Annotated in this window: 23 protein-coding genes; 8 read left to right on the top strand and 15 right to left on the bottom strand. The window is 57.7% G+C overall.

Annotated elements, in window-relative coordinates; genetic code table 11:
- Positions 1–50: 50 nt before the first annotated feature.
- The 3 genes from spoT to gmk are packed head-to-tail and all read right to left on the bottom strand — an operon-like array spanning position 51 to position 3143.
- Positions 51–2171 carry a bifunctional GTP diphosphokinase/guanosine-3',5'-bis pyrophosphate 3'-pyrophosphohydrolase gene (gene spoT, locus GT756_RS19235; RefSeq protein ID WP_004205080.1) on the bottom strand — a complete coding sequence of 707 codons (2121 nt, stop codon included), beginning with the start codon at positions 2169–2171 and terminating at the stop codon, positions 51–53.
- 18 nt (positions 2172–2189) lie between these two features.
- Entirely contained in the window at positions 2190–2465 is a 276-nt protein-coding gene (rpoZ, locus tag GT756_RS19240) for a DNA-directed RNA polymerase subunit omega (RefSeq protein ID WP_000135058.1), read from the bottom strand.
- A gap of 54 nt (positions 2466–2519) precedes the next feature.
- On the bottom strand, positions 2520–3143 hold the full coding sequence (gene gmk / locus GT756_RS19245; RefSeq protein WP_002922664.1) for a guanylate kinase: 624 nt from the start codon (positions 3141–3143) through the stop codon (positions 2520–2522).
- A gap of 258 nt (positions 3144–3401) precedes the next feature.
- Here gmk and ligB point away from each other — a divergent pair, with 258 nt between their 5' ends.
- Positions 3402–5078, top strand: a complete 1677-nt coding sequence (gene ligB, locus GT756_RS19250; RefSeq protein WP_043522741.1) for an NAD-dependent DNA ligase LigB — start codon at positions 3402–3404, stop codon at positions 5076–5078.
- Positions 5079–5083: 5 nt separating this feature from the next.
- Here ligB and GT756_RS19255 read toward each other — a convergent pair whose 3' ends face one another.
- Positions 5084–5701 carry a trimeric intracellular cation channel family protein gene (locus GT756_RS19255; protein ID WP_002922654.1) on the bottom strand — a complete coding sequence of 206 codons (618 nt, stop codon included), beginning with the start codon at positions 5699–5701 and terminating at the stop codon, positions 5084–5086.
- A 275-nt stretch (positions 5702–5976) separates the two neighbouring features.
- On the opposite strand from GT756_RS19255, the gene GT756_RS19260 reads away from it, so the two are divergent.
- Positions 5977–7251 (top strand): chloride channel protein, encoded by a 1275-nt coding sequence (locus GT756_RS19260; RefSeq protein WP_043522738.1) that lies wholly within the window; start codon positions 5977–5979, stop codon positions 7249–7251.
- A 33-nt stretch (positions 7252–7284) separates the two neighbouring features.
- On the opposite strand, the gene GT756_RS19265 is transcribed toward GT756_RS19260, so the two are convergent.
- From GT756_RS19265 to GT756_RS19275, 3 genes are all read right to left on the bottom strand, one after another.
- Positions 7285–8343 (bottom strand): bifunctional transcriptional activator/DNA repair enzyme AdaA, encoded by a 1059-nt coding sequence (locus tag GT756_RS19265; protein WP_043522736.1) that lies wholly within the window; start codon positions 8341–8343, stop codon positions 7285–7287.
- Complete coding sequence (locus GT756_RS19270) at positions 8340–9092, bottom strand: isocitrate lyase/phosphoenolpyruvate mutase family protein (RefSeq protein WP_160125037.1); 753 nt, start codon at positions 9090–9092, stop codon at positions 8340–8342. The genes GT756_RS19265 and GT756_RS19270 overlap by 4 nt, the downstream gene beginning before the upstream one ends.
- A gap of 179 nt (positions 9093–9271) precedes the next feature.
- A complete protein-coding gene (locus GT756_RS19275; protein WP_004205076.1) occupies positions 9272–10135 on the bottom strand; it encodes a YicC/YloC family endoribonuclease in 864 nt (287 codons plus the stop codon).
- A gap of 126 nt (positions 10136–10261) precedes the next feature.
- Between GT756_RS19275 and rph the strand changes: the two genes are divergently transcribed.
- Positions 10262–10978, top strand: a complete 717-nt coding sequence (gene rph, locus GT756_RS19280) for a ribonuclease PH (protein WP_023319338.1) — start codon at positions 10262–10264, stop codon at positions 10976–10978.
- A 65-nt stretch (positions 10979–11043) separates the two neighbouring features.
- The gene (gene pyrE / locus GT756_RS19285; protein ID WP_004205073.1) at positions 11044–11685 is read left to right on the top strand and encodes an orotate phosphoribosyltransferase; all 642 of its coding nucleotides are present in this window, start codon (positions 11044–11046) and stop codon (positions 11683–11685) included.
- A 46-nt stretch (positions 11686–11731) separates the two neighbouring features.
- Here the strand turns inward: pyrE and slmA are convergent, their stop codons facing one another.
- From slmA to coaBC, 3 genes are all read right to left on the bottom strand, one after another.
- Entirely contained in the window at positions 11732–12328 is a 597-nt protein-coding gene (gene slmA, locus GT756_RS19290) for a nucleoid occlusion factor SlmA (RefSeq protein WP_004205072.1), read from the bottom strand.
- 124 nt (positions 12329–12452) lie between these two features.
- A complete protein-coding gene (gene dut / locus GT756_RS19295; RefSeq protein WP_017900056.1) occupies positions 12453–12911 on the bottom strand; it encodes a dUTP diphosphatase in 459 nt (152 codons plus the stop codon).
- Positions 12889–14103 carry a bifunctional phosphopantothenoylcysteine decarboxylase/phosphopantothenate--cysteine ligase CoaBC gene (coaBC, locus tag GT756_RS19300; protein WP_004205070.1) on the bottom strand — a complete coding sequence of 405 codons (1215 nt, stop codon included), beginning with the start codon at positions 14101–14103 and terminating at the stop codon, positions 12889–12891. The genes dut and coaBC overlap by 23 nt, the downstream gene beginning before the upstream one ends.
- Before the next feature lie 172 nt (positions 14104–14275).
- Here coaBC and radC point away from each other — a divergent pair, with 172 nt between their 5' ends.
- The 4 genes from radC to mutM all read left to right on the top strand — a co-directional run bounded on the left by radC (position 14276) and on the right by mutM (position 16527).
- Positions 14276–14941, top strand: coding sequence for a DNA repair protein RadC (gene radC, locus GT756_RS19305; protein WP_017900054.1), 666 nt, complete (start codon positions 14276–14278; stop codon positions 14939–14941).
- A 216-nt stretch (positions 14942–15157) separates the two neighbouring features.
- Positions 15158–15394 (top strand): 50S ribosomal protein L28, encoded by a 237-nt coding sequence (gene rpmB / locus GT756_RS19310; protein WP_000091955.1) that lies wholly within the window; start codon positions 15158–15160, stop codon positions 15392–15394.
- A gap of 20 nt (positions 15395–15414) precedes the next feature.
- Positions 15415–15582, top strand: a complete 168-nt coding sequence (gene rpmG, locus GT756_RS19315; protein WP_002922510.1) for a 50S ribosomal protein L33 — start codon at positions 15415–15417, stop codon at positions 15580–15582.
- 135 nt (positions 15583–15717) lie between these two features.
- Positions 15718–16527, top strand: coding sequence for a bifunctional DNA-formamidopyrimidine glycosylase/DNA-(apurinic or apyrimidinic site) lyase (gene mutM / locus GT756_RS19320; protein WP_160125008.1), 810 nt, complete (start codon positions 15718–15720; stop codon positions 16525–16527).
- A gap of 182 nt (positions 16528–16709) precedes the next feature.
- On the opposite strand, the gene coaD is transcribed toward mutM, so the two are convergent.
- The 5 genes from coaD to GT756_RS19345 form a co-directional block, all read right to left on the bottom strand.
- Positions 16710–17189, bottom strand: coding sequence for a pantetheine-phosphate adenylyltransferase (gene coaD, locus GT756_RS19325; RefSeq protein ID WP_004205067.1), 480 nt, complete (start codon positions 17187–17189; stop codon positions 16710–16712).
- On the bottom strand, positions 17186–17962 hold the full coding sequence (locus tag GT756_RS19330; RefSeq protein WP_064150995.1) for a glycosyltransferase family 2 protein: 777 nt from the start codon (positions 17960–17962) through the stop codon (positions 17186–17188). The genes coaD and GT756_RS19330 overlap by 4 nt, the downstream gene beginning before the upstream one ends.
- Complete coding sequence (gene waaA / locus GT756_RS19335; RefSeq protein WP_004205065.1) at positions 17962–19236, bottom strand: lipid IV(A) 3-deoxy-D-manno-octulosonic acid transferase; 1275 nt, start codon at positions 19234–19236, stop codon at positions 17962–17964. Before waaA ends, GT756_RS19330 begins: the two co-directional genes overlap by 1 nt.
- 91 nt (positions 19237–19327) lie before the next feature.
- The gene (locus GT756_RS19340; RefSeq protein WP_004205064.1) at positions 19328–20317 is read right to left on the bottom strand and encodes a glycosyltransferase; all 990 of its coding nucleotides are present in this window, start codon (positions 20315–20317) and stop codon (positions 19328–19330) included.
- A 29-nt stretch (positions 20318–20346) separates the two neighbouring features.
- A complete protein-coding gene (locus GT756_RS19345) occupies positions 20347–21441 on the bottom strand; it encodes a glycosyltransferase (protein WP_017900050.1) in 1095 nt (364 codons plus the stop codon).
- Between the last annotated feature and the right edge of the window lie 2 nt (positions 21442–21443).

Genomic DNA, 21443 nt, shown 5'->3' on the forward strand with positions numbered 1-21443 from the left:
TTTGTCATTCGCTTGCTGCCTTGATGCAATTCGAATGTTTTGTCTAAAAGCTAATTTCGGTTACGGGTGACTTTAATCACGTCCGGCATGACGCGGATTTTGCGCATGATATTCGCCAGATGCACGCGGTCGCGGGCGGTCAGGCGGATAAAGGCGCTGTATACGCGGCCATCTTTCTCTTCCGTATTCAGACTCTGGATATTGGAAGAGGCGGTGTTGATCGCCGCCGTCAGGTTAGCCAGTGCGCCCTGGTGGTTAAACATATCCACCTTGATCTCCGTAATGAACTCCTGAGCGGTCTCTTTATCCCACTCAACCGCCATAAATTTCTCCGGCTCTTTCTGGTAGCCGCGGATGTTACGACAGGATTCATGATGGATAACCAGCCCTTTGCCGGGACTGACGTGGGCGATAATCGGGTCACCGGGGATCGGACGACAGCATTTGGCAAAAGTGATCAGCACGCCATCGGCGCCTTTGATCGGTAGATGGCCGTGGTTTGAGGCATTGGCCGGCACCGGAGCCGCAGCGGCTTCGCCCTGCTGCAGGTTTTTCGCCACCACCACGCTCATGGCGTTGCCCAGACCGATCTCCGCCAGCAGATCGTCAAGCGAGGCCAGCTTCATCCGGTCGAGCTCGCGCTGGATATTCTCCGGCGGGATCTCGGCGAGTTTGCGGCTACCGCCCAGCGCGTGGTTGAGCAGACGACGGCCAAGGCTGACCGAGTCATCGCGCTTGAGGTTTTTCAGCAGCTGACGGATCTTGGCGCGCGCCTTCGAGCTGACGACAAAGTTCAACCAGGCGGCATTCGGACGTGCGCCCGGCGCGGTAATAATTTCGACAGTCTGACCGCTGGAGAGCGGCTGCGACAGTGGATAGGGCTGGCGGTCGACGCGCGCGCCGACGCAGGCATGGCCGATATCGGTATGCACCGCATAGGCGAAGTCCACCGGCGTGGCGCCAGCGGGCAGTTCGACAATGCGCCCTTCCGGGGTGAAAACGTAAATCTCATCGGGGAACAGATCGGATTTAACGCTCTCAATAAATTCAAACGAGCTGCCGGCGCTCTGCTGCAGCTCCAGCAGGCTTTGCATCCAGCGCTGGGCGCGGATTTGCGCGGTGGTGCTGCTTTCGCCGCCGTGCTCTTTATAAGCCCAGTGCGCTGCGACCCCCATCTCCGCCATCTGATCCATGTCTTCGGTACGAATTTGTACCTCGACCGGGACGCCGTGGGGGCCGATCATCGAGGTGTGCAAAGACTGATAGCCGTTCGCTTTCGGAATGGCGATGTAATCTTTGAAACGACCTGGACGCGGTTTATAGAGGCTGTGCATCTGGCCAAGCACGCGGTAGCAGACATCGGCATCGTGGACGATAACGCGGAAGGCGTAGATATCCATGATCGAGTGAAAACGCTGCTCTTTGAGCACCATTTTGCAGTAGATCGAGTACAGATGCTTTTCGCGACCGCTGACGCGGCAGGGGATCCCCGCTTCCTGCAAACGCCCTTCGATTTCCGAGAGGATCTTTTGGATCATCTCTTTACGGTTGCCGCGCGCCGCTTTGACCACCTCTTTAATGACGCGGTAGCGGTTCGGGTACAGCGCCTCAAAGCCCAGCTCTTCGAGCTCAGTTTTGATGTGATGGATACCTAAACGGTGCGCCAGCGGGCTGTAGATTTCCAGCGTTTCGCGGGCGATGCGGCGGCGTTTATCCGGGCGTAGCGAGCCCAGGGTACGCATGTTGTGGGTGCGGTCGGCAAGCTTGATGAGGATGACGCGGATGTCCTGCACCATCGCCATGATCATTTTACGAAAGTTTTCGGCCTGCGCCTCTTTCTTATCGCGGAACTTGAGCTTATCAAGTTTCGATACCCCCTCTACCAGTTCGGCGACGCTTTTACCAAAAAGCTGTTCCATGTCCTGGTAGGTGGCGGGAGTATCTTCAATCACATCATGCAGCAGCGCGGCCATCAGCGTTTCGTAGTCGAGCTTCATCTCGGCCAGAATACAGGCTACCGCGACCGGGTGCGTAATATAAGGTTCACCGCTTGAACGTGTCTGACCCTCGTGAGCGTCACGTGCAACGAGATACGCCTGCCGCAGACGTTTGATCTGGTCTTCCGGCAGGTAGTTTTGAATCAGCTGATTCAGGCTTTCAAACAGATACAAGGGCGACCCGCTGTGTGATTAACGACGACCTTCAGCAATCGCGGTAACGGCTTGTAATTCAGCGGCTTCCTGCTCTTGCTGTTCCTGGCGCTCACGTACGTCGAGGATCTGGTTGTTGATCAGACCTTCTTCGATTTCGCGCAGTGCGATTACGGTGGTTTTATCGTTTTCTTCCGGTACCAGCGGATCCTTTCCGCCTACCTGCATCTGACGAGCGCGACGCGCGGCGACCAGTACCAGGTCAAAACGGTTACCAATTTTCTCTACAGCGTCCTGAACAGTTACGCGTGCCATACTTAAAATGCTCCACAGGTGAAGAAATGACTGGGCATGATACTGAATGTGGGTTCAGTCTGCCAATAGTTTGGTGATTAAAGCGCCATGTCGCTGCTTTTGGCGGCTCATGCGCAGACGTTCAGCGCGGATGATATTTTTCAGGTCGCTCAGGGCGGTGTCAAAATCATCATTCACAATCAGGTAATCATACTCGGCGTAATGGCTCATTTCCGCAACGGCCTGGGCCATTCGTTTCGCGATCACCTCTTCGCTGTCCTGGCCGCGGCCGCGCAGGCGACGGTCCAGTTCATCTTTTGACGGCGGCAGAATAAAAATGCTGCGTGCGCCCGGCATGCTTTTACGGATCTGCTGCGCGCCCTGCCAGTCGATATCGAGGAAGACATCAACACCGGTCGCCAGCACCTGCTCGATCGCTTTACGCGACGTGCCGTAATAGTTGCCAAAGACCTCTGCATGTTCCAGAAACGCGTTTTCGCCAATCATCGAGCGGAATTCGTCGTGATTCACGAAGAAATAGTGTTCGCCGTGCACTTCACCCGGACGCGGCGCCCGCGTGGTATGGGAAACCGATACCTGGGTGTCATACAACGGTTGGGTTTTTAATAAAGCCTGAATCAGGCTGGATTTACCCGCGCCGCTAGGGGCGGAAACAATATAAAGCGTGCCTTGAGCCATGAGTGTCTTTTGTATGTGGTTATCGAAAGAGGTCCTACATACGAGCCTATTATACACGTCGCCGCGGCGTGACGCAGTCCTTGTCACACTTTTTGCCGCTGTTTCTTTCATTTTGCCTGCCGTTTTCCTGAATTCGCCAGCTGTTGCTGCAACGAGGTGCAAATCCTGGAAGGCGCTTCGCAGGGTGAAAAAGCCCCCGTCGCGGTTTCCGGTATTCTGCCGCAGACTCTCCGTCAGGTGCTGAAGGAGGGAACTGCAATGCGTAAAGGAGGGGGGTGGCTGGCGATAGGGATGTTCTCTGCCAGCGCGCTGGCGACGTGCCCGGACTGGCCGCCGGCTAAAGGCAGACAGGAGATTGCACGTCTTCATCAACAGATTGACGCCTGGAACGAGGCTTACTGGCGACAGGGCGCCAGCGAGGTGAGTGATGACGTTTACGACCAGCTCACCCAGCGCCTGACGCAGTGGCGGCAATGCTTTCCGGGCGCGACGCCTGAGGAGGACGGTCTGTCTCCACCGACCGGCGATACGCGTCATCCGGTCGCCCATACCGGCGTACGCAAGCTGGCGGATGAAGCCAGCCTGGCCCGCTGGATGAAAAATAAAACCGACCTGTGGATACAGCCTAAGGTGGACGGCGTGGCGGTAACCCTGGTCTATCGCCAGGGGCATCTGGTTCAGGCTATCAGCCGCGGGGATGGCCTGCGCGGTGAGTTGTGGACCGCCCGAGCGCGGCAGATCCCGGCGCTGGCGAAGCTGACGACCGGCGAACTGGCCAACAGCGTGCTGCAGGGGGAGCTGTTTCTGCGTCGGGAGGGGCATGTTCAGCAGCAGGCTGGCGGAATGAACGCGCGGGCGAAAGTCGCCGGGTTGATGATGCGGGCTGACGCGGCGGCGCCCCTCAGCCAGCTGGACGTTTTTATCTGGGCCTGGCCAGACGGTCCGTTGGATATGCGCCGTCGTCAGAAGCTGCTGGCGCAGGCGGGGTTTATCTACAGCGGACAATACACCCATCCGGTGACGCGTGTTGAGCAGGTGGCGGAGTGGCGCCAGCGGTGGTATCGCTCGCCGCTGCCCTTCGTCAGCGATGGCGTGATTGTGCGTGAAGGGCGCGAACCGGCGGGGCGCGTCTGGTCACCGGGAAAGGGCGAATGGCTGGCAGCCTGGAAATATCCTCCGGCATCGCGGGTGATGGAGGTGCGGGCGATCCATTTCAGTACCGGCCGCAGCGGTAGAGTCAACGTAGTGGCTGAGCTTGAGCCCCAGCGACTGGATGACAAACGCGTGCAGCGGGTTAACGTTGGCTCTGTGGCCCGCTGGCAGGCGCTGGATATTGGGGTTGGCGATCAGCTGCAGATCAGTCTGGCAGGTCAGGGTATTCCACGGATCGACGCGGTCGTCTGGCGGATGGCCGAGCGCCTTAAACCGACGCCGCCGGCGGCCAAATTCAATGCGCTAACCTGCTATTTCGCCACCCCTGAGTGCAGCGAACAGTTTCTTTCCCGGCTGGTCTGGTTGTCATCAAAGTCGGTGCTGGATATCGATGGCGTAGGGGAAAACGTATGGCGCGTCATTCAGCGGCAGCACCCGATGGAGCATCTTTTTTCCTGGCTGGCGCTCACGTCGGAGCAGCTGCAGGCGATGCCTGGGATCTCGGCCGCCCGTGGGCAGCACCTCTGGCATCAGTTTGATCTTATTCGTAAACGGCCTTTTATACGCTGGGTGCTGGCGATGGGGATCCCGGTGCCCCAGGAGGCGCTGGCGCAGCCTGGAAATGAAAACTGGCGCCTCCTCACGGCAAAGAGTGAAGCGCAATGGCGCACGCTGCCGGGCGTGGGGGCGATCAGAGCCCGACAGCTGGTGGCTTTCCTGCATCACCCTGACGTGGCGGCGCTGGCGCAATGGCTTAGCGGGCAACGCATCCCCGGGTTTTGAGGCGGTTAGTGGGCGTCGTGGGTGTAGTGGAAGACCGGTAGCCCGAGCTTCCAGCGCAGCGCCAGCATGCGGGCGGTAAAGCCGAACAGCAGCGTGGCCAGGACCACCACATCGTGGCTGCTAACGTAATGTTGCAGCGCTATATAGAGTACCGCTGCGGCAAACGAGATCCCGGCGTACAGCTCTTTCTGGAAGACCAGCGGAATGCGTTTGCAGAACATATCGCGCAGTACACCGCCAAAAACGCCGGTGATGACCGCAGCAATAGAGGCGATAACCGGCCCTTCTCCCATATCCAGGGCGATTTGCGCACCGATGATGGAAAATACGATCAGCCCCAGCGCATCCAGCACCAGGAAAAGCCGGCGCAGGTGCGGCATTACCGGGGCGGCAATTGTGGTAAGGACGGCGGCGACGGCGACAATAATGACGTATTCCGGATGCTTCACCCAGCCGAGAGGATAGTGTCCCAGCAGGATATCGCGAACGGAACCCCCGCCCAGCGCGGTCGCGGTGGCGATAATAATGACGCCGAACGTATCCATCCGCCGACGCCCGGCAGCCAGCGCTCCGGTCATGGCTTCCGCGGTGATACCGATTAAATACAGAACATGAAGCAGCATAGATCCCCCCAGACAGTGGCCGGCAGGTTAACGATTTGTGCGCAGGATCACGATTGAGATTTTCTAAAGTGAAATCGTTAGGCTAGGAAAAACTAATGCCAATATAGATTAAATTGGCTTTAATTGGCGGTTGATTTCTATTTTTTGAATTTTTAAAGATTAGAAAAAGTAATGACTTGTTCCCGATCGATTTTCTATATTGAAAACGCTACGAATACCTAATGTTTAAGTCCCGACCTTTATCCTTTTATTTTCTTTCTCGAGGAGATGAGAAAATGCGTGTCGCCGCCGGGAGCAAACATTCTCTGACTCGCCTGTTGGCCGTGGTATTAACCGGGATTTTGGCCGGTCTGTCCGGCATGGTTTTGGCACTGATTTTACACGCCATTCAGCACCTGGCTTTTGGCTACAGTTCCGGGCAGATCGTCGGTTCGGTGTCATTTTTACAGGGCGTCACGGCGTCGCCCTGGCCACGTCGCATCGCGGCAATCGTGGCCGGCGGCATCGTCGCCGGATTTGGCTGGTGGCTGCTTGGTCGCTATGGGCAGAAGCGGGTTTCCATTGCCGCGGCGGCGGCTAACCCTTCCGTCCCCATGCCCGCGGGCACCACGACGATCCACGCCCTGTTGCAGATCGTCACCGTAGCGCTGGGTTCCCCGCTTGGCCGCGAAGTGGCGCCGCGGGAAATGGGCGCGCTGGGAGGGGGGATGGTGGCGCGTAAGCTGAGCCTGCTGGAGGATGACACCCGCACGCTGATTGCCTGTGGGGCGGGCGCGGGCCTGGCGGCGGTGTATAACGTCCCGCTGGCAGGGGCGTTGTTCACCCTCGAGGTCATGCTGCTGTCGTTTAGCTGGGAAAAAACGCTGGCGGCGATAATGACCTCGGCGATTGCCGCCTGGACGGCCACCCTCGGGTTAGGGGATGAATCGCAATACCATTTTGTTTCCAGCGCGCTTCCGCACACCTTTCTCTGGTGGGCGATTCTGGTGGGCCCGATTCTGGGCGCCGGCGCCTGGCTCTTTCGCAAAGCGACCAACGCAGCGCGTTCACGCGTGCGAAGTAACTGGCAGATGCCAGTGTTCTGTCTGCTGGCGTTTTCACTTCTTGCCGTCCTGAGCCTCTGGTTCCCTGCGCTACCGGGCAATGGCAAGGGGCCGATGCAGCTGGCGCTCAGCGACGGGCTGCCTCTCTCCATGGTCGCGATCCTGTTAGGGCTGAAGATGGTGGTGATCCTGGCGGTGCTGCGCGGCGGCGCGGAGGGCGGGTTGCTAACCCCGGGGCTGGCGGTGGGCGGGCTGGCCAGCCTGCTGCTCTGCGCGCTCTGGCAATCAGGGTTCCCCGGCGGAGATGAAAGTAGTTTCGCCCTGGTGGGAGCAGCCGCTTTTCTCGCCGCCTCCATGCAGATGCCGCTGACGGCGGTGGTGCTGGTGATGGAATTCACCCACATGGATCACAGCTATCTGGCCCCGACGCTGCTGTGCGCGGCAGGGGCGTTTTTGACCTGCCGGGTACTGGATAAGAAAGCGGTTAATGAGCTGCAGCGAAAGTGAACCGGGAGAGGGCCATTCATCCTGGAAGTAAAATCAGCCGCAATTTTGCCTGATGGTTGCCTCATGGTTGATAAGCCATTTTTTACGCGCAATGCCGCCGCCATAACCCGTCATCGAACCATCTTTGCCGATAATTCGATGACAGGGGATGATGATGGCGACACGATTGGCACCATTTGCGGAAGCGACCGCCCGCGTGGCCGTCGGCTTACCTATATCCATGGCAATGGATTGATAATTCGTCGTCTCGCCGAAGCTAACGCGCTGTAAACTGTGCCAGACCGCTCGCTGGAACTCACTGCCTGGCGTATCAAGCGCCACCTCGAATGATTGGCGCTGCCCGGCAAAATACTCTGTTATTTCTTGTTGCGCCTGCCGGGTGTGGGCGTTTTCTCCTGCGATGATGCTGGCGTCGAACCGTCGCTGCAGGTCGCTGAATTCTGTCTCCAGCGCTCGTCTGTCGACAAATTCCAGCAGACAAATTCCCCCTTGCGTTGCGCACACGAACATTGGTCCTAGCGGAGTGGTAAAGCGATGAATTAAAACAATCTGGCGTTGCGCGCTGGGAGCGGAACCGGTCAATTTTTTGCAGGTATAGCCGAAGCCGCTTAAGGATTCGTAGCCGCTATCGAAAGCGACATCGGTAGTTGAGCGGCCTGCTTTCAGCTCCTGAAGCGCCATATTCACGCGCTGCATCCGTTGAAAAGCCTGAAAAGTGATCCCGTGATTTTGCAGGAACCAGCGGCGAACGCGTTCCGGGCTAATATCATGCTGACGTAGTTCGTTATCGCTGAGGCGAACCTTCGGATTTTCTCGCAGCAGGCGAAGCGCTTGCTCAACAAAGGCGGGAGCCGTCCGGGCATTCTCCGTCGGGCGACAGACTTTGCATGGCCGGAATCCAGCATCCAGCGCGGATTTAACGTCATTATAAAATTCGACGTTTTCGCGTCTGGGTTTTCGCGCCCGGCAGACCGAGATACAAAATACACCGGTGGTTTTGACGCCAACGAAAAAGACGCCGGTGAATTCCACTGCGCGTTCAAGCAGCGCCTGATACCAGATATCGCACTGGACACTGTCGGTAATTTTCATGGTAAAAAAACGTCCGAGAAAGAGTGATGAGCTTGTACCTGACAGAATAAGTCTTTCAGTTTGGTCTGTGTGGCAGCGTGCAAAAAATTGCCCATTGAAATACGTCTTACGCCCAGCGCAGATAAGGCGCTGAAGTCTGCCAGCTCAGGCATACACATTACGTTTAATGGTAAAGGCACGCGGCGAACGATGGAGGTAATATCCTCTGCTTGGGTGACGCAAGGCACAAAAAAACCGTCTGCGCCGTGGTTCGCGTAGAGTTGACCGCGATAGAGCGTCTGATCCAGCGCATCTTGAACGTCGAGAAGAAAGGTATCGGTGCGGACATTAACAAACATGCCGGGACAGGCGCGGGTGATTGCCTGCAGTTTGACGGCAAAGCGCTTCGGATCATCAAGAAGACGCCTGTTGTTTACCACCTGACTATCCTCGAGGTTTATTCCGCTCACGCCGAGATGCGCCAGACGCTGAATATTCTCAATAATGTGGCTGGTTGTGGCGCCGTAGCCGGCCTCTAAATCGACGCTTAACGGCAGTTCGCTAACGGCTTTGATGCGTGAGACGATATAGAACAGCTCGTCAAAACTCATCTCTTCGCCATCTTTATAGCCTAACATCGCGGCGATAGCGGCGCTGGAGGTTCCCAGCGCCTGGTAATCGGCCTGCTGAGCGGCCTGAGCGCTGCTGGCGTCCCAGACGTTGGCAAGCAACAAAGGTTGGTTTTGCTGGTGAAGCGCGTTGAAGTCCATTCTTTTCTCCCGCAGTGGTGTTTCCCCTGACTGTGCCGCGTTGTGCTCATTGGCCACAACCGAAAACTGGACGACTATTTTTTACGGCAGCTTATCGTCAGCCTGCGGTAGAGATAAATAAAAAGGCCATGATTGATCATGGCCTTGTGAACGGAAAGACTTTAACAGACGAGAGCGCGTTACTCGATATTCTGGATCTGCTCGCGCATTTGCTCGATCAGCACTTTCAGCTCAATCGCAGAGTTGGTGACCTCGGCATTGATCGATTTTGACGCCAGGGTGTTCGACTCACGGTTGAACTCCTGCATCATAAAGTCGAGACGGCGACCCACGGCCTCTTTCTTTTTCAGAATGTTGTAGGTCTCTTTCACGTGGGCTTCGAGGCGGTCCAGCTCTTCGGCAACGTCGATACGCTGCGCCATCAGCACCAGCTCTTGCTCGAGACGGTTATTCTCCAGCTGCACTTCCGCATCCTCCAGCTTGGCGACCAGACGCTCGCGCTGCCACTGGAGAATTTCCGGCATATGAGCGCGAACTTTCGCCACTTCGCCGCTCACGCCTTCAAGACGCTGCTCGATAAGCGTTTTCAGCGCCTGGCCTTCCGTTTCGCGAGCGACGATGAAGTCATCCAGCGCGCCGTCAAGGGCTGCCAGAATGTCGGCGGCGATGGCGTCAAGATCCTGCTCTTTGGCGGCCATCACGCCCGGCCAGCGCAGGATATCAACCGGATTGATTTCCCCTTCATCGCTCTGCATTTTCACCCAGTTGGCAGCGTTAACCAGCTGTTTAGCCAGTTTTTCGTTGAGAATGAGTTCGCCCTGAGCGCTGGGGTCTTGTTCAAAACGCAGGGTGCATTCGACTTTACCGCGAGTCAGGCGGGCGCGAATGCGCTCGCGTACCACGGGCTCCAGGCTACGGAACTGCTCCGGCAGGCGGAAGTACGTTTCCAGATAGCGCTGGTTTACCGAGCGCAGCTCCCATGCGGCGCTACCCCAGTCACCCTTGATTTCACGGCGGGCATAGGCGGTCATACTGCGGATCATAGTCGTTCCTGTTTTTAAAGGAGAGTGGGGAGGATTATAGCTTTCGAGGCCTTATCAGGATAGGAATAAGCGCCTTTAATCCGTATAATGCGCAGCCACATTCGTTTCAAGCCGGAGATTTCTATCATGCGTCCAGCAGGTCGTAGCGCCAACCAGGTGCGCCCCGTCACCCTGACCCGTAATTACACAAAACACGCTGAAGGCTCTGTGCTGGTTGAATTCGGTGATACCAAAGTGCTGTGCACCGCCTCCATTGACGAAGGCGTTCCGCGTTTCCTGAAAGGACAGGGACAGGGGTGGATCACCGCTGAATATGGCATGCTGCCGCGTTCAACGCACACGCGTAACGCGCGTGAAGCGGCAAAAGGCAAGCAGGGCGGCCGGACGATGGAAATTCAGCGCCTGATCGCCCGTGCGCTGCGCGCGGCGGTTGATCTGAAAGCGCTGGGCGAATTTACTATCACCCTCGACTGCGATGTGCTGCAGGCCGACGGCGGCACCCGCACCGCGTCTATTACCGGTGCCTGCGTGGCGCTGGCCGACGCGCTGAATAAGCTGGTGGCGGCCGGCAAGCTGAAAACTAACCCGATGAAAGGGATGGTGGCGGCGGTCTCTGTTGGGATCGTTAATGGCGAAGCCATCTGCGATCTGGAGTACATCGAAGACTCTGCCGCGGAAACCGACATGAACGTGGTGATGACCGAAGATGGTCGCATCATTGAGGTGCAGGGTACGGCAGAAGGCGAGCCGTTCACCCATGAAGAGCTCCTCACTCTCCTGGCGTTAGCCCGAGGGGGGATCGAATCCATTATTACGACGCAGAAGGCGGCGTTAGCAGATTAGTTTTTAAGGCGACTGAGAAGTCGCCTTTTTTTTGACCGTAAAAAAGTAAGATGAGGAGCGAATCCATGAAGCCGTATCAGCGCCAGTTTATTGAGTTTGCGCTTAGCAAGCAGGTTCTTAAGTTTGGCGAGTTTACGCTGAAATCCGGGCGTAAGAGCCCCTATTTCTTTAACGCCGGCCTGTTTAACACCGGGCGCGATCTGGCTCTGCTGGGCCGTTTTTATGCCGAGGCGCTGGTGGATTCCGGGATTGAGTTCGACCTGCTGTTTGGCCCGGCCTACAAAGGGATCCCGATCGCCACCACCACCGCGGTGGCGTTAGCCGAACACCATGACCGCGACCTGCCTTACTGCTTTAACCGTAAAGAGGCAAAGACTCACGGCGAAGGCGGCAATCTGGTCGGTAGTCCACTGCAAGGGCGGGTCATGCTGGTGGATGACGTGATCACCGCCGGTACGGCGATTCGCGAATCCATGGAGATCATCCAGGCCAACGGCGCGCAGCTGGCGGGCGTGCTGATCTCCCTGGATCGTCAGGAGCGCGGCCGCGGTGAAATCTCCGCCATTCAGGAAGTGGAGCGGGATTACGGCTGCCAGGTTATCTCGATCGTAACCCTGAAAGAGCTGATCGCTTATCTGGAAGAGAAACCGGAGATGGCGGAACACCTGGCCGCCGTTCGCGCTTATCGCGAAGCCTACGGCGTGTAACGAAAAAGCCCGGTAAGCAGAGCGCTACCGGGCAATGCAAAGAAAACTACTGCAGCTGTGCGGCGACCAGCGGCCAGCGGGCGTCGAAATCATCCGTCGGACGGTATTTGAACTCGCTGCGCACAAAGCGCGACAGCATGCCCTCGCAGAAGGCGAGCAGCTGGCTGGCCAGCAGCGTTTCGTCGAGCGTGTAGCCTTCGCCTTCGCGCATTTTTTTCTCGCGCATCACCTGACGCAGCTGCACTTCGATGCGTTCAAAAAGCTGGTTGATACGGCCCTGCAGCCGGTCCTGTTCGAACATCAGCGCGTGTCCGGTGAGGATGCGCGTCAGCCCAGGATTACGCTCGCCAAACCCAAGAATCAACAGAACAATCAGGCGCAGGCGCGCGGACGTGTCCTTCTCATCTTTCAGAATCAAATTGATGCGCGTAATCAGACTGTCTTCAATGAACTCGATCAGGCTGTCAAACATGCGGGTTTTACTGGGAAAATGGCGATACAGCGCGGCCTCAGAGACGCCGACGGAAGCTGCCAGTTTCGCGGTGGTAATACGTTGACTACCATCGCTGGATTCCAGCATTAGCGCCAGAGATTGAAGTATTTCTTCGCGACGATTCCGTTTCGCAGTTTGCTTTTCTGCCATGTTTTAAAATACCCCTGAAAATAAGCACTTGTCAGGCAGACATCCACAACGCGACCGCAAACCAGAGTTTGCGGTGGTGTTATTGCATTATGCGCGTTGGGATGCAGATTCCGTGTTGCTGGGCCTATTTGCGCCCTGAGTGACCGAAGCCGCCTTCGCCGCGGTCGGTGGCATCGAAAGATTCCACCAGGTTAAATTCCGCCTGCACGACCGGCACAAAGACCATCTGCGCGATACGTTCGCCCGGCTCGATAACAAAGCTCTGCTGACCGCGGTTCCAGACGGACACCATCAGCTGCCCCTGGTAATCGGAGTCGATAAGGCCCACCAGGTTGCCCAGCACCACGCCGTGCTTATGACCCAGGCCCGAGCGCGGCAGGATCACCGCCGCCAGAGAGGGATCGGCGATATGAATCGCAAGGCCGGTCGGCAACAGCGTGGTTGCGCCCGGCGCCAGCTCTACGGCGTCGTCGAGACAGGCTCGCAGGTCAAGTCCGGCGGAGCCGGAGGTGGCATAGGTCGGCAGCGGAAATTGCTGGCCGACACGCGGGTCCAGAATCTTAACGTCGATTTTTTTCATCATAACGGGTCACGATCTCGTCGAGTAATAATTGGCCCAGGAGTTCCTTGCGCTCAAGTGGTAAGCGCTTTTCCCCATCCTGCCAGAAAAGGTGTAATGCGTTGCTATCGCTGTTAAATCCCTGATTAGGCTGGGAAACATCGTTGGCGCAAATCAGGTCGAGGTTTTTGCGGGCACGTTTTTGCCGCGCATATTCTTCCACATTATTCGTTTCGGCGGCAAACCCAACGACGTAGGGGCGATGCGATTTTAGCGCTGCAACCCCGGCGACGATATCCGGGTTTTTAACCATTTTTATTGTTAATTCATCACCTTGTTTTTTTATTTTATCTTCGGCGATGGCGGCGGCGCGGTAATCCGCCACCGCGGCGCAGCCAATAAAAATGTGCTGCTGCTGAGCGCTGGCCTGGACGGCCGCTTCCATTTCCAGCGCGGTAGTGACATCAATGCGCTGCACAAAGGGCGGTGTCGGTAGCGATACCGGTCCGCTGACCAGGGTCACGTTCGCGCCGCGCTGTGCGGCGGCGGCGGCAATCGCGAAGCCCATCTTACCGGAGCTGTGGTTTGAGATGTAACGCACCGGATCCAACGGCTCACGGGTCGGGCCCGCGGTAATCATGAGGTTGAGATGTTGCAAATCTTTGACAGGGGAGGCGAAATGCTGTGCAACCATCTCCACGATGGTTAACGGATCGAGCATTCGCCCCGGGCCGACGTCGCCGCAGGCCTGGCTACCGCTGTCCGGTCCCCACAGCAGCAGGCCGCGGGAAGCGAGCGTCTGCAGATTATGCTGGGTGGCCTGCGCGCGATACATCTGCTGGTTCATGGCGGGCAAGACGGCAACCGGGGAAGGGGTGGCGAGACAGATCGTCGACACCAAATCATTGGCCATGCCTGCCGCCACGCGGGCGATCAAATCGGCGGTCGCCGGGGCGAGGATCACCAGGTCGGCCCATTTTCCGAGCTCAATATGGCCCATGGCCGCTTCCGCCGCCGGATCGAGCAGGCTGTCGGAAACCGGATAGCCGGATACCGCCTGCAGGCTGAGTGGGGTGATGAACGCTTTTGCCGCCTCCGTCATTGCGACACGCACTTCCGCGCCGCGTTCACGCAGTCGCCGCACCAGTTCCGGGGTTTTATACGCCGCGATACCGCCGCTGACGCCCAGGACGATTTTTTTACCCGCCAGAGTCATCATGATGTATTCCTGTTGCCGTAGACCAGAATCCGCGCATCTTATCACAATCCTGACGTGGTCGTGCCTCTGACGGGCATTCACTTTGCGAGCGGCTACGCAGGGTGAAAAGCGGCGGGTCGGCAGCGTCGTCAGGTTGTGCCAGGATAGGCTGATTCACGCAGGAGGGCGCATGGACGGAACGGAAAATCTGATGCCACGGGAGAAGATGCTGCAATTCGGCATCGAGGCGCTGACGGATGTTGAGCTACTGGCGCTGTTTCTGCGCATTGGCACACGCCGTCAGGATGTGCTGAGCTACGCCCAGGCGTTATTGCAGCGTTTTGGTTCGCTCTACGCTCTGCTTTCCGCTGATAAAGCGCAACTGGTTGCCGTTGACGGGCTGGGGCTGGCGAAATATGCGCAACTGAAGGGGATTGCCGAGCTGGCGCGGCGCTATTTTAGCTCGCAGCTGGTTGAGGAGGCCGCGCTGGTCACCCCCTCGATGACGCGGGAATTTTTGCAAAGCCAGCTGACGGAAGAGGAGCGCGAGATCTTTATGGTGATCTTTTTAGATAATCAGAACCGCGTGTTGAAACATAGCCGCCTTTTTTCTGGTACTCTTAGCCACGTTGAGGTGCATCCGCGAGAAATTGTACGCGAAGCCATCAAAGTGAACGCCGCCGCCGTGATCCTTGCGCATAATCATCCCTCCGGTAGTCCGGAGCCGAGTCAGGCTGACAGGCTGATTACCGAAAGGGTGGTAAAGTGTTGTCGATTCATGGAGATACGTGTGCTTGACCATCTGGTTATCGGCCGCGGTGCGTATGTATCTTTTGCCGAACGTGGCTGGATTTAGCCCCGAACTGGCGATCCTTCGGGATCTTTGTCTGTTCGGGACTTGAGCACATCGCCGAGTCAGCGTATACTACGCCACCTTTGAGAATCTCGGGTTTGGCATTTGGGCCTGGCAGTCGAGAGTTCACATTGAACTGCGATGACCAGGCTGTAAAGCCTGACGAGGCGCCAATACCCCATACGAAGCTCGAGCTAATTTGATTTTTGGAGAATAGACATGTCCCGAGTCTGCCAAGTTACTGGCAAGCGTCCGGTGACCGGTAACAACCGTTCCCACGCACTGAACGCGACTAAACGCCGTTTCCTGCCGAACCTGCACTCTCACCGTTTCTGGGTTGAGAGCGAGAAGCGTTTTGTCACCCTGCGCGTATCTGCTAAAGGTATGCGTGTAATCGATAAGAAAGGCATCGATACAGTTCTGGCTGAACTGCGTGCCCGTGGCGAAAAGTACTAAGTACTTAGAGGAAATAAATCATGGCTAAAGGTATTCGTGAGAAAATCAAGCTGGTTTCTTCCGCTGGTACTGGTCACTTCTACACCACCACGAAGAACAAACGTACCAAACCGGAAAAAATGGAACTGAAAAAGTACGATCCGGTTGTACGTCAGCACGTTATCTACAAAGAAGCTAAAATCAAATAATTTTAGCCTCCTTGTATAAAAACCCCGCTCCGGCGGGGTTTTTTGTTTTTAAAACTCCCCCATATTGCTTTCACACACTCCCTTTTCAGCCACCTGTCCGTGAAGCACAATACGCCGGGTTAATGGAGGAAAATCATGCCTGAATTACCAGAGGTTGAAACCAGCCGTCGCGGCATTGAGCCGCACCTGGTTGGCGCCACCATTCTGCACGCCGTCGTGCGCAACGGACGGTTGCGCTGGCCGGTTTCCGAAGAGATTTATCGCCTGAGCGACGTTCCGGTGCTCAGCGTGCGACGTCGCGCCAAATATTTGCTTCTGGAACTCCCGGACGGCTGGATCATCGTCCATCTTGGGATGTCGGGGAGCCTGTGCATCCTGAGCGAAGAGCTGCCTGCGGAAAAACACGATCACGTTGATCTGGTTATGAGTAACGGTAAAGTCCTGCGCTATACCGATCCGCGCCGCTTTGGCGCCTGGCTATGGACCAAAGAGCTGGAAGGCCACCCGGTGCTGGCGCATCTGGGGCCGGAACCGCTAAGCGATGCCTTCAACGCCGACTATCTCCAGCAGAAATGCGCGAAGAAGAAAACCGCGATCAAACCCTGGCTGATGGATAACAAGCTGGTGGTGGGCGTCGGCAATATCTACGCCAGTGAATCGCTGTTCTCCGCCGGGATCCACCCTGACAGGCTGGCGTCCTCGCTGTCGCGGGACGAGTGCGAGCAGTTGGTGAAGGTGATTAAGCTGGTCCTGCTGCGCTCGATAGAGCAGGGCGGCACCACGCTGAAGGACTTCCTGCAAAGCGATGGCAAGCCCGGTTATTTTGCCCAGGAGCTACAGGTCTATGGCCGCAAGGGCGAACCCTGCCGGATCTGCGGCACGCCGGTCGTCGGGACCAAGCATGCCCAGCGGGCGACCTTTTATTGCCGCCAGTGTCAGAAATAGTCACCGGAACTGGAATGATTGTCGGCCAGGTCAGCGAAACTGCGGGTGCGCATCTGGCGGACCCGGGGCGTTTGTAGGCCAGGTAAGCGCAGCGCCACCTGGCATCAAGACAGAGACAGAGCCGGTGTGGATGGCCCAGCAGCGCAGCGCCAGCCCGTGTGGCTCACGCCCCAGCAGATGCGTTACTTCAGCTTATTCAACAGCGCCTGGTGGACGTTGGCTGGCAGGAAATGAGAGACATCGCCTTGGTGGCGCGCGACTTCCTTCACCAGCGAAGAGGAGATAAACGACCACTCTTTGCACGGCATCAGGAACACGCTCTCAAGGGTGGGCATCAGATGGCGATTCATATGGGCCAGCTGCATCTCATACTCGAAATCCGCCACCGCCCGCAGGCCGCGGATCAGGATGTTGGCCTGCTGCGCGCGCGCGAAGCTGGCCATCAGGTCGCTGAAGCCGACCACCTGAACGTTCACCAGGTGGGCCGTCGCCTGCTCCGCCAGCGCAATGCGTTCATCAAGGCTGAACATCGGCTTTTTGCTCGGGCTGGCGGCAATAGCCAGCACCACTTTATCGAACATGCTCGCCGCGCGGGTGACAATATCGATATGGCCATTGGTGATGGGATCGAAGGTACCCGGATAGATCGCTTTTGTGCTCATGATGACTCTTTCTCCGAGTAGCCGTGGCTCAGCGCCCACAGCTCGGTATATTTTGTAAACGTATACTGCGCGTTGACCATCGCCAGTAACCAGCCCTGCTTACCGTCCAGCACCCCACCGCGCAGCAGCAGCGTTTTCAGGAACGCCCCCAGCGTATGGCTGAATATCCCCGCCATCGAGGTCTTCTTGCCCTTCTGATGGCGTTCCAGAGCCCACGCGGCGGCATACGCCAGCTGTTTTTGCTGGAAGCCAGCGAAGTCGCGGCACGTCAGATGCAGGAGATCGCCGGTCAACGGAATGATCTCGGCGCCCAGGCTATCCAGCGATTCATGGACCAGATTATCGTTATAGCGGTAACGGGCGCGTTCGTACAGGCGCAGGACGCGATCGGGGTACCAACCGCTGTGGCGCATAAAGCGTCCGAGAAAATAGTTACGGCGGGCGATGCTGTAGATGGCGCCGCGCTGCGGGGCTTCCAGTACCTTAAGAATAGCCTGCCTGAGTTCTGGCGTGACGCGCTCATCGGTATCGATCATCAACACCCAGTCGCCGGTGGCGTAGTCCTGCGCGCGCTGGCGCTGAATGCCATAGCCTCGCCAGTCGGTATGGGTATAGACCTGCGCCCCGAGGCGGCGAGCCAGCTCGACGGTGCTGTCAGTACTGCCGGAGTCGAGGACGATAATTTCATCCGCCCAGCTAACGGAGTCCAGACAATCCGGCAGCAGGTCCGCTGCGTTTTTGGCGATCATCACCACGGAAAGCCGGTTAGACATTAATGACTCCGCTGCGGCAGGTAAGGTTGCAGTAACTGTAGCAGACGCGACAGCGCGCCCTGGTTCTGGTGCAGCACTTCCACCGCGTGACGGCCATACCACAGGCGGTAGTCTTCATCGGTCAGGAGCGTGGAAACCTCTTTGACCAGCGAGTTCGCGTCGGTGACGGTGATCAGGCCATCGTCCTGCTGCAGCTTGGCGCAGATATCTTTGAAATTGAAGGTATGCGGCCCCATCAGCACCGGAATGGCGTGCGCCGCCGGCTCGAGCGGGTTATGGCCGCCGCGCTCCACCAGGCTGCCGCCGACGAAAGCGAGGTCGGCAATGCCGTAGAGCAGCATCAGTTCGCCCATGGTATCGCCAATGACCACCTGGGTACTGGAGGAGGGGATCTCGCCGGTGCTGCGTAGAGTGAAGCTCATTCCGGCTTTTTGCACCATGTCGCGGGCGTCAGGGAAGCGCTCCGGATGGCGGGGAACAAGGATCAGCAGCAGGTTCGGAAAGGTCTCCAGCAGCTTTTTATGCGCCTGGAGGATAATTTGCTCTTCGCCATCGTGGGTGCTGGTGGCAATCCAGACTTTGCGGTGCGGCGCCCATTGCCGACGCAGCGTCACCGCGCGCGCCGCCAGCTCTGGCGTAACGGAGATATCGAATTTCAGGCTGCCGGTGACCGCCAGCTGATTGCGCTTCAGTCCCAGCGCGAGGAAGCGGTTGCCATCTTCTTCATTCTGAGCGGCGATAAGCGTAATACGGCTCAACAGGCGGCGCATAAAGCCGCCCAGTTTGGCATAGCCTTTGGCGGAACGTTCGGACAGGCGGGCGTTGGCAATCACCAGCGGGATCTTACGCTTATGCAGCGCGGCCACCATGTTCGGCCACAGCTCGGTCTCCATGACGATCACCAGCTTCGGCTGAACGGTGTCCAGGAAGCGGTTCATGGCGCCGGGCAGATCGTAGGGCAGATAGACGTGATGGACATCTTTGCCGAAGGCCGACATGGCGCGCTCGGAGCCGGTCGGCGTCATGGTGGTGACGGTAATCGGCAGAGAAGGGTAGCGGTGGCGCAGGGCGCGAACCAGCGGAATGGCGGCTAAGGTCTCGCCGACGGAAACAGAGTGCAGCAGAATGCCATCCGGCTCTACCTTGTTCTGACAGAAGCCATAGCGTTCCGCCCAGCGTTTACGGTAGGCAGGAGCCTTACGACTGCGCAGCAGCAGCCGCAGCCACACCAGCGGCTGAATAAGGTAAAGTAGGGTGGTATAAAGCAATTCCAAACTATTTATCCGTTCTCTGTTTTGGCGGGCAAATTCTAAGCATTTAGCCCGCGTAAAGCTATCTCTTTGGCGGAAACAGCGGGTTTTTGGTCTATCCCGCGTGGCGATAACGCTTAATACGCAGATAACGGCGTCCCAGGCGCCAGCGTAAACGGAAAGTACAGGCGTTTTTCCAGATTAACCGCCAGATACCGCGGTCGAAGAATTCTTTAATAATAACATGCTTTTTCGACTCATCTTTCATGCTGTCGAAGGTGTGGATGATCCCCAGGCCTTCTTTGGCGATCTGCCAGCGACAGGCGGCGATATGGCGCACTTTATCCGGGTAACGCTGGTTGATCGCCTCCAGCATCTCCAGAATTTTCATGTAATGGCGCGCCGAACGCATCAGCGTGTCGTCGTTGTCCGGCTTATGCGATACCGACTCAGAATGGATGTAGTAATCATAGAATTGCTGACTGGTGTACTGCACGCGCTCCGCGGCCAGCAGCGCCTCGGTGGTCCACGGGATATCCTGATGGCGCAGGCCGGGCTCGAAATGGAAGTGATGCTGGCGGATAAAATCGTGGCGATAGATATTGAGCCAGGTGACGTGCAGAAATTTCCGCGAGTCCAGGGCCTGCTTGAGCCAGACATGGCCCGGCAACACGCCGGTCGAGGGCAAGCGATCCAGCGGGAAGATCGGGTGGCTCTCGCGGCGCTTTTCGTACACGTAGGTGCCGTTGCAGGTGGCGACATCGAGATGTGCTTTCTCGGCCATTTCCAGCAGCGTGCGATACATGCCCGGATAGAGTTTATCGTCGATGTCCGGAAACGCGAGGTACTTGCCGCTGGCGGCGGCGAGGCCGGTATTACGCGCGACCGAGACGCCCTGGTTTTCCTGCTCCAGCACCTGGACGTTTTGCAGCCGATCCCGCCATTCGGCGATCACCGCCAGGCTGTTGTCCGTCGACCCATCGTTCACCAGGATCAGTTCATAGCTGTCCAGCTGCTGCTGTTCAATGCACTCAAAGAATTGCGCAAGAAATTTCTCACCGTTGTAGACGGCAGCCACGATGCTCAGTAAAGGCGTTTGACTCATAAATCTTCGATCCTGGTTAACTAACGGCGTCAGGTGCGCTGCAGCTGACGGTACTGCTGACAAATGGACACGACGCTGAATTTTTCCAGCGCGGCATCGTCGATGGCCGGCGGGTTATGGTAAATGCTTTGCATCGTCTGAGCCAGCGCCGGACTGGTGAGATCCGCCAGACCCCGGGCAAGTTCGCCGGTCAGGATCTCGGTGACGCCGCCGGGACAGCGGGTGCTGGCGACCGGGGTATGTAACAGCAGCGCCTCCACTACCACATTGCCGAATCCTTCGCTATCCGAGCTCAAAACCAGCATCCGCGCGCCTTTGATCCACGGTAAGGGGTTTTTCTGAAAACCCTTGAACCACACCCGGTCTTCAATCTCAAGCGTTTTGGCCAGCTGGCGCAGGCGTTGCTCTTGCTCCGGTTTCCCCTGTCCTAACAGCACCAGCGGCGCGTCAATGCCGCTTTGCGCGTAGGCTTCGAGCAGGCGGTCGTGACGTTTACCGGGATGGAAGCGGCCGACGTGAATCAGGTAGTCGCCGTCCGGGCGCTCGCTGTCGGCTTCCGCTTCTGCGCGCAGGGCGGCGATATCGAAGGGGTTATAGATGGTTTTCAGCTGCGCCGGGCGCAGGGCGAAGGCTTCCACCAGATCGCGCCCCACGGCGTCGGAAACCGCCACCACGTTGCGTCCCTGGTAAATCTGCTTAATTTTCTGCTGCTTCATCCAGCGGTCAAAGCCGGTACGGTGACCGAGATAAGAGGCCGAGAAGACGCCGTGCAGGCAGAACCAGACGTTGCGCTCGCGCAGCGCCCGGCTGCGGGCGACGATGCGGTCGGTTTTATGCAGGTTGGAGAGCACAAGGTCAAATTGTCCCTGCTGCTCGGCCCGGATGACCGCGGCGTCCAGCTGGCGGGCGCGGCGGGACAGCTCGGTCAGCTTGCGCCAGGGTTTGCGGCAGCGATCGGCCACCACCTGGTAGTCGAGCCCCTCGGGCAAGGGGTACTCGCAGACGTCGCGTAGCGAAATGAGTGATACCCGATCGCCGTCGCGCAGGAACTGTGCCGCCAGGGTCAGGACCACTTTTTCCGCGCCGCCGCCGGGCAATCCATCAATCACAAATAAGATGCGCATCG

The sequence above is a fragment of the Klebsiella sp. Q2 genome (genome assembly GCF_009900705.1).
Classification (GTDB): domain Bacteria; phylum Pseudomonadota; class Gammaproteobacteria; order Enterobacterales; family Enterobacteriaceae; genus Klebsiella; species Klebsiella quasipneumoniae.

Excerpts from the sequence above, each read along its gene's own strand:
- rpoZ (WP_000135058.1), bottom strand. The coding sequence starts at position 2,465 with ATGGCACGCGTAACTGTTCAGGACGCTGTAGAGAAAATTGGTAACCGT.
- gmk (WP_002922664.1), bottom strand. The coding sequence starts at position 3,143 with ATGGCTCAAGGCACGCTTTATATTGTTTCCGCCCCTAGCGGCGCGGGT.
- ligB (WP_043522741.1), top strand. The coding sequence starts at position 3,402 with ATGCGTAAAGGAGGGGGGTGGCTGGCGATAGGGATGTTCTCTGCCAGC.
- GT756_RS19255 (WP_002922654.1), bottom strand. The coding sequence starts at position 5,701 with ATGCTGCTTCATGTTCTGTATTTAATCGGTATCACCGCGGAAGCCATG.
- GT756_RS19260 (WP_043522738.1), top strand. The coding sequence starts at position 5,977 with ATGCGTGTCGCCGCCGGGAGCAAACATTCTCTGACTCGCCTGTTGGCC.
- GT756_RS19265 (WP_043522736.1), bottom strand. The coding sequence starts at position 8,343 with ATGAAAATTACCGACAGTGTCCAGTGCGATATCTGGTATCAGGCGCTG.
- GT756_RS19270 (WP_160125037.1), bottom strand. The coding sequence starts at position 9,092 with ATGGACTTCAACGCGCTTCACCAGCAAAACCAACCTTTGTTGCTTGCC.
- GT756_RS19275 (WP_004205076.1), bottom strand. The coding sequence starts at position 10,135 with ATGATCCGCAGTATGACCGCCTATGCCCGCCGTGAAATCAAGGGTGAC.
- rph (WP_023319338.1), top strand. The coding sequence starts at position 10,262 with ATGCGTCCAGCAGGTCGTAGCGCCAACCAGGTGCGCCCCGTCACCCTG.
- pyrE (WP_004205073.1), top strand. The coding sequence starts at position 11,044 with ATGAAGCCGTATCAGCGCCAGTTTATTGAGTTTGCGCTTAGCAAGCAG.
- slmA (WP_004205072.1), bottom strand. The coding sequence starts at position 12,328 with ATGGCAGAAAAGCAAACTGCGAAACGGAATCGTCGCGAAGAAATACTT.
- dut (WP_017900056.1), bottom strand. The coding sequence starts at position 12,911 with ATGATGAAAAAAATCGACGTTAAGATTCTGGACCCGCGTGTCGGCCAG.
- coaBC (WP_004205070.1), bottom strand. The coding sequence starts at position 14,103 with ATGACTCTGGCGGGTAAAAAAATCGTCCTGGGCGTCAGCGGCGGTATC.
- radC (WP_017900054.1), top strand. The coding sequence starts at position 14,276 with ATGGACGGAACGGAAAATCTGATGCCACGGGAGAAGATGCTGCAATTC.
- rpmB (WP_000091955.1), top strand. The coding sequence starts at position 15,158 with ATGTCCCGAGTCTGCCAAGTTACTGGCAAGCGTCCGGTGACCGGTAAC.
- rpmG (WP_002922510.1), top strand. The coding sequence starts at position 15,415 with ATGGCTAAAGGTATTCGTGAGAAAATCAAGCTGGTTTCTTCCGCTGGT.
- mutM (WP_160125008.1), top strand. The coding sequence starts at position 15,718 with ATGCCTGAATTACCAGAGGTTGAAACCAGCCGTCGCGGCATTGAGCCG.
- coaD (WP_004205067.1), bottom strand. The coding sequence starts at position 17,189 with ATGAGCACAAAAGCGATCTATCCGGGTACCTTCGATCCCATCACCAAT.
- GT756_RS19330 (WP_064150995.1), bottom strand. The coding sequence starts at position 17,962 with ATGTCTAACCGGCTTTCCGTGGTGATGATCGCCAAAAACGCAGCGGAC.
- GT756_RS19340 (WP_004205064.1), bottom strand. The coding sequence starts at position 20,317 with ATGAGTCAAACGCCTTTACTGAGCATCGTGGCTGCCGTCTACAACGGT.
- GT756_RS19345 (WP_017900050.1), bottom strand. The coding sequence starts at position 21,441 with ATGCGCATCTTATTTGTGATTGATGGATTGCCCGGCGGCGGCGCGGAA.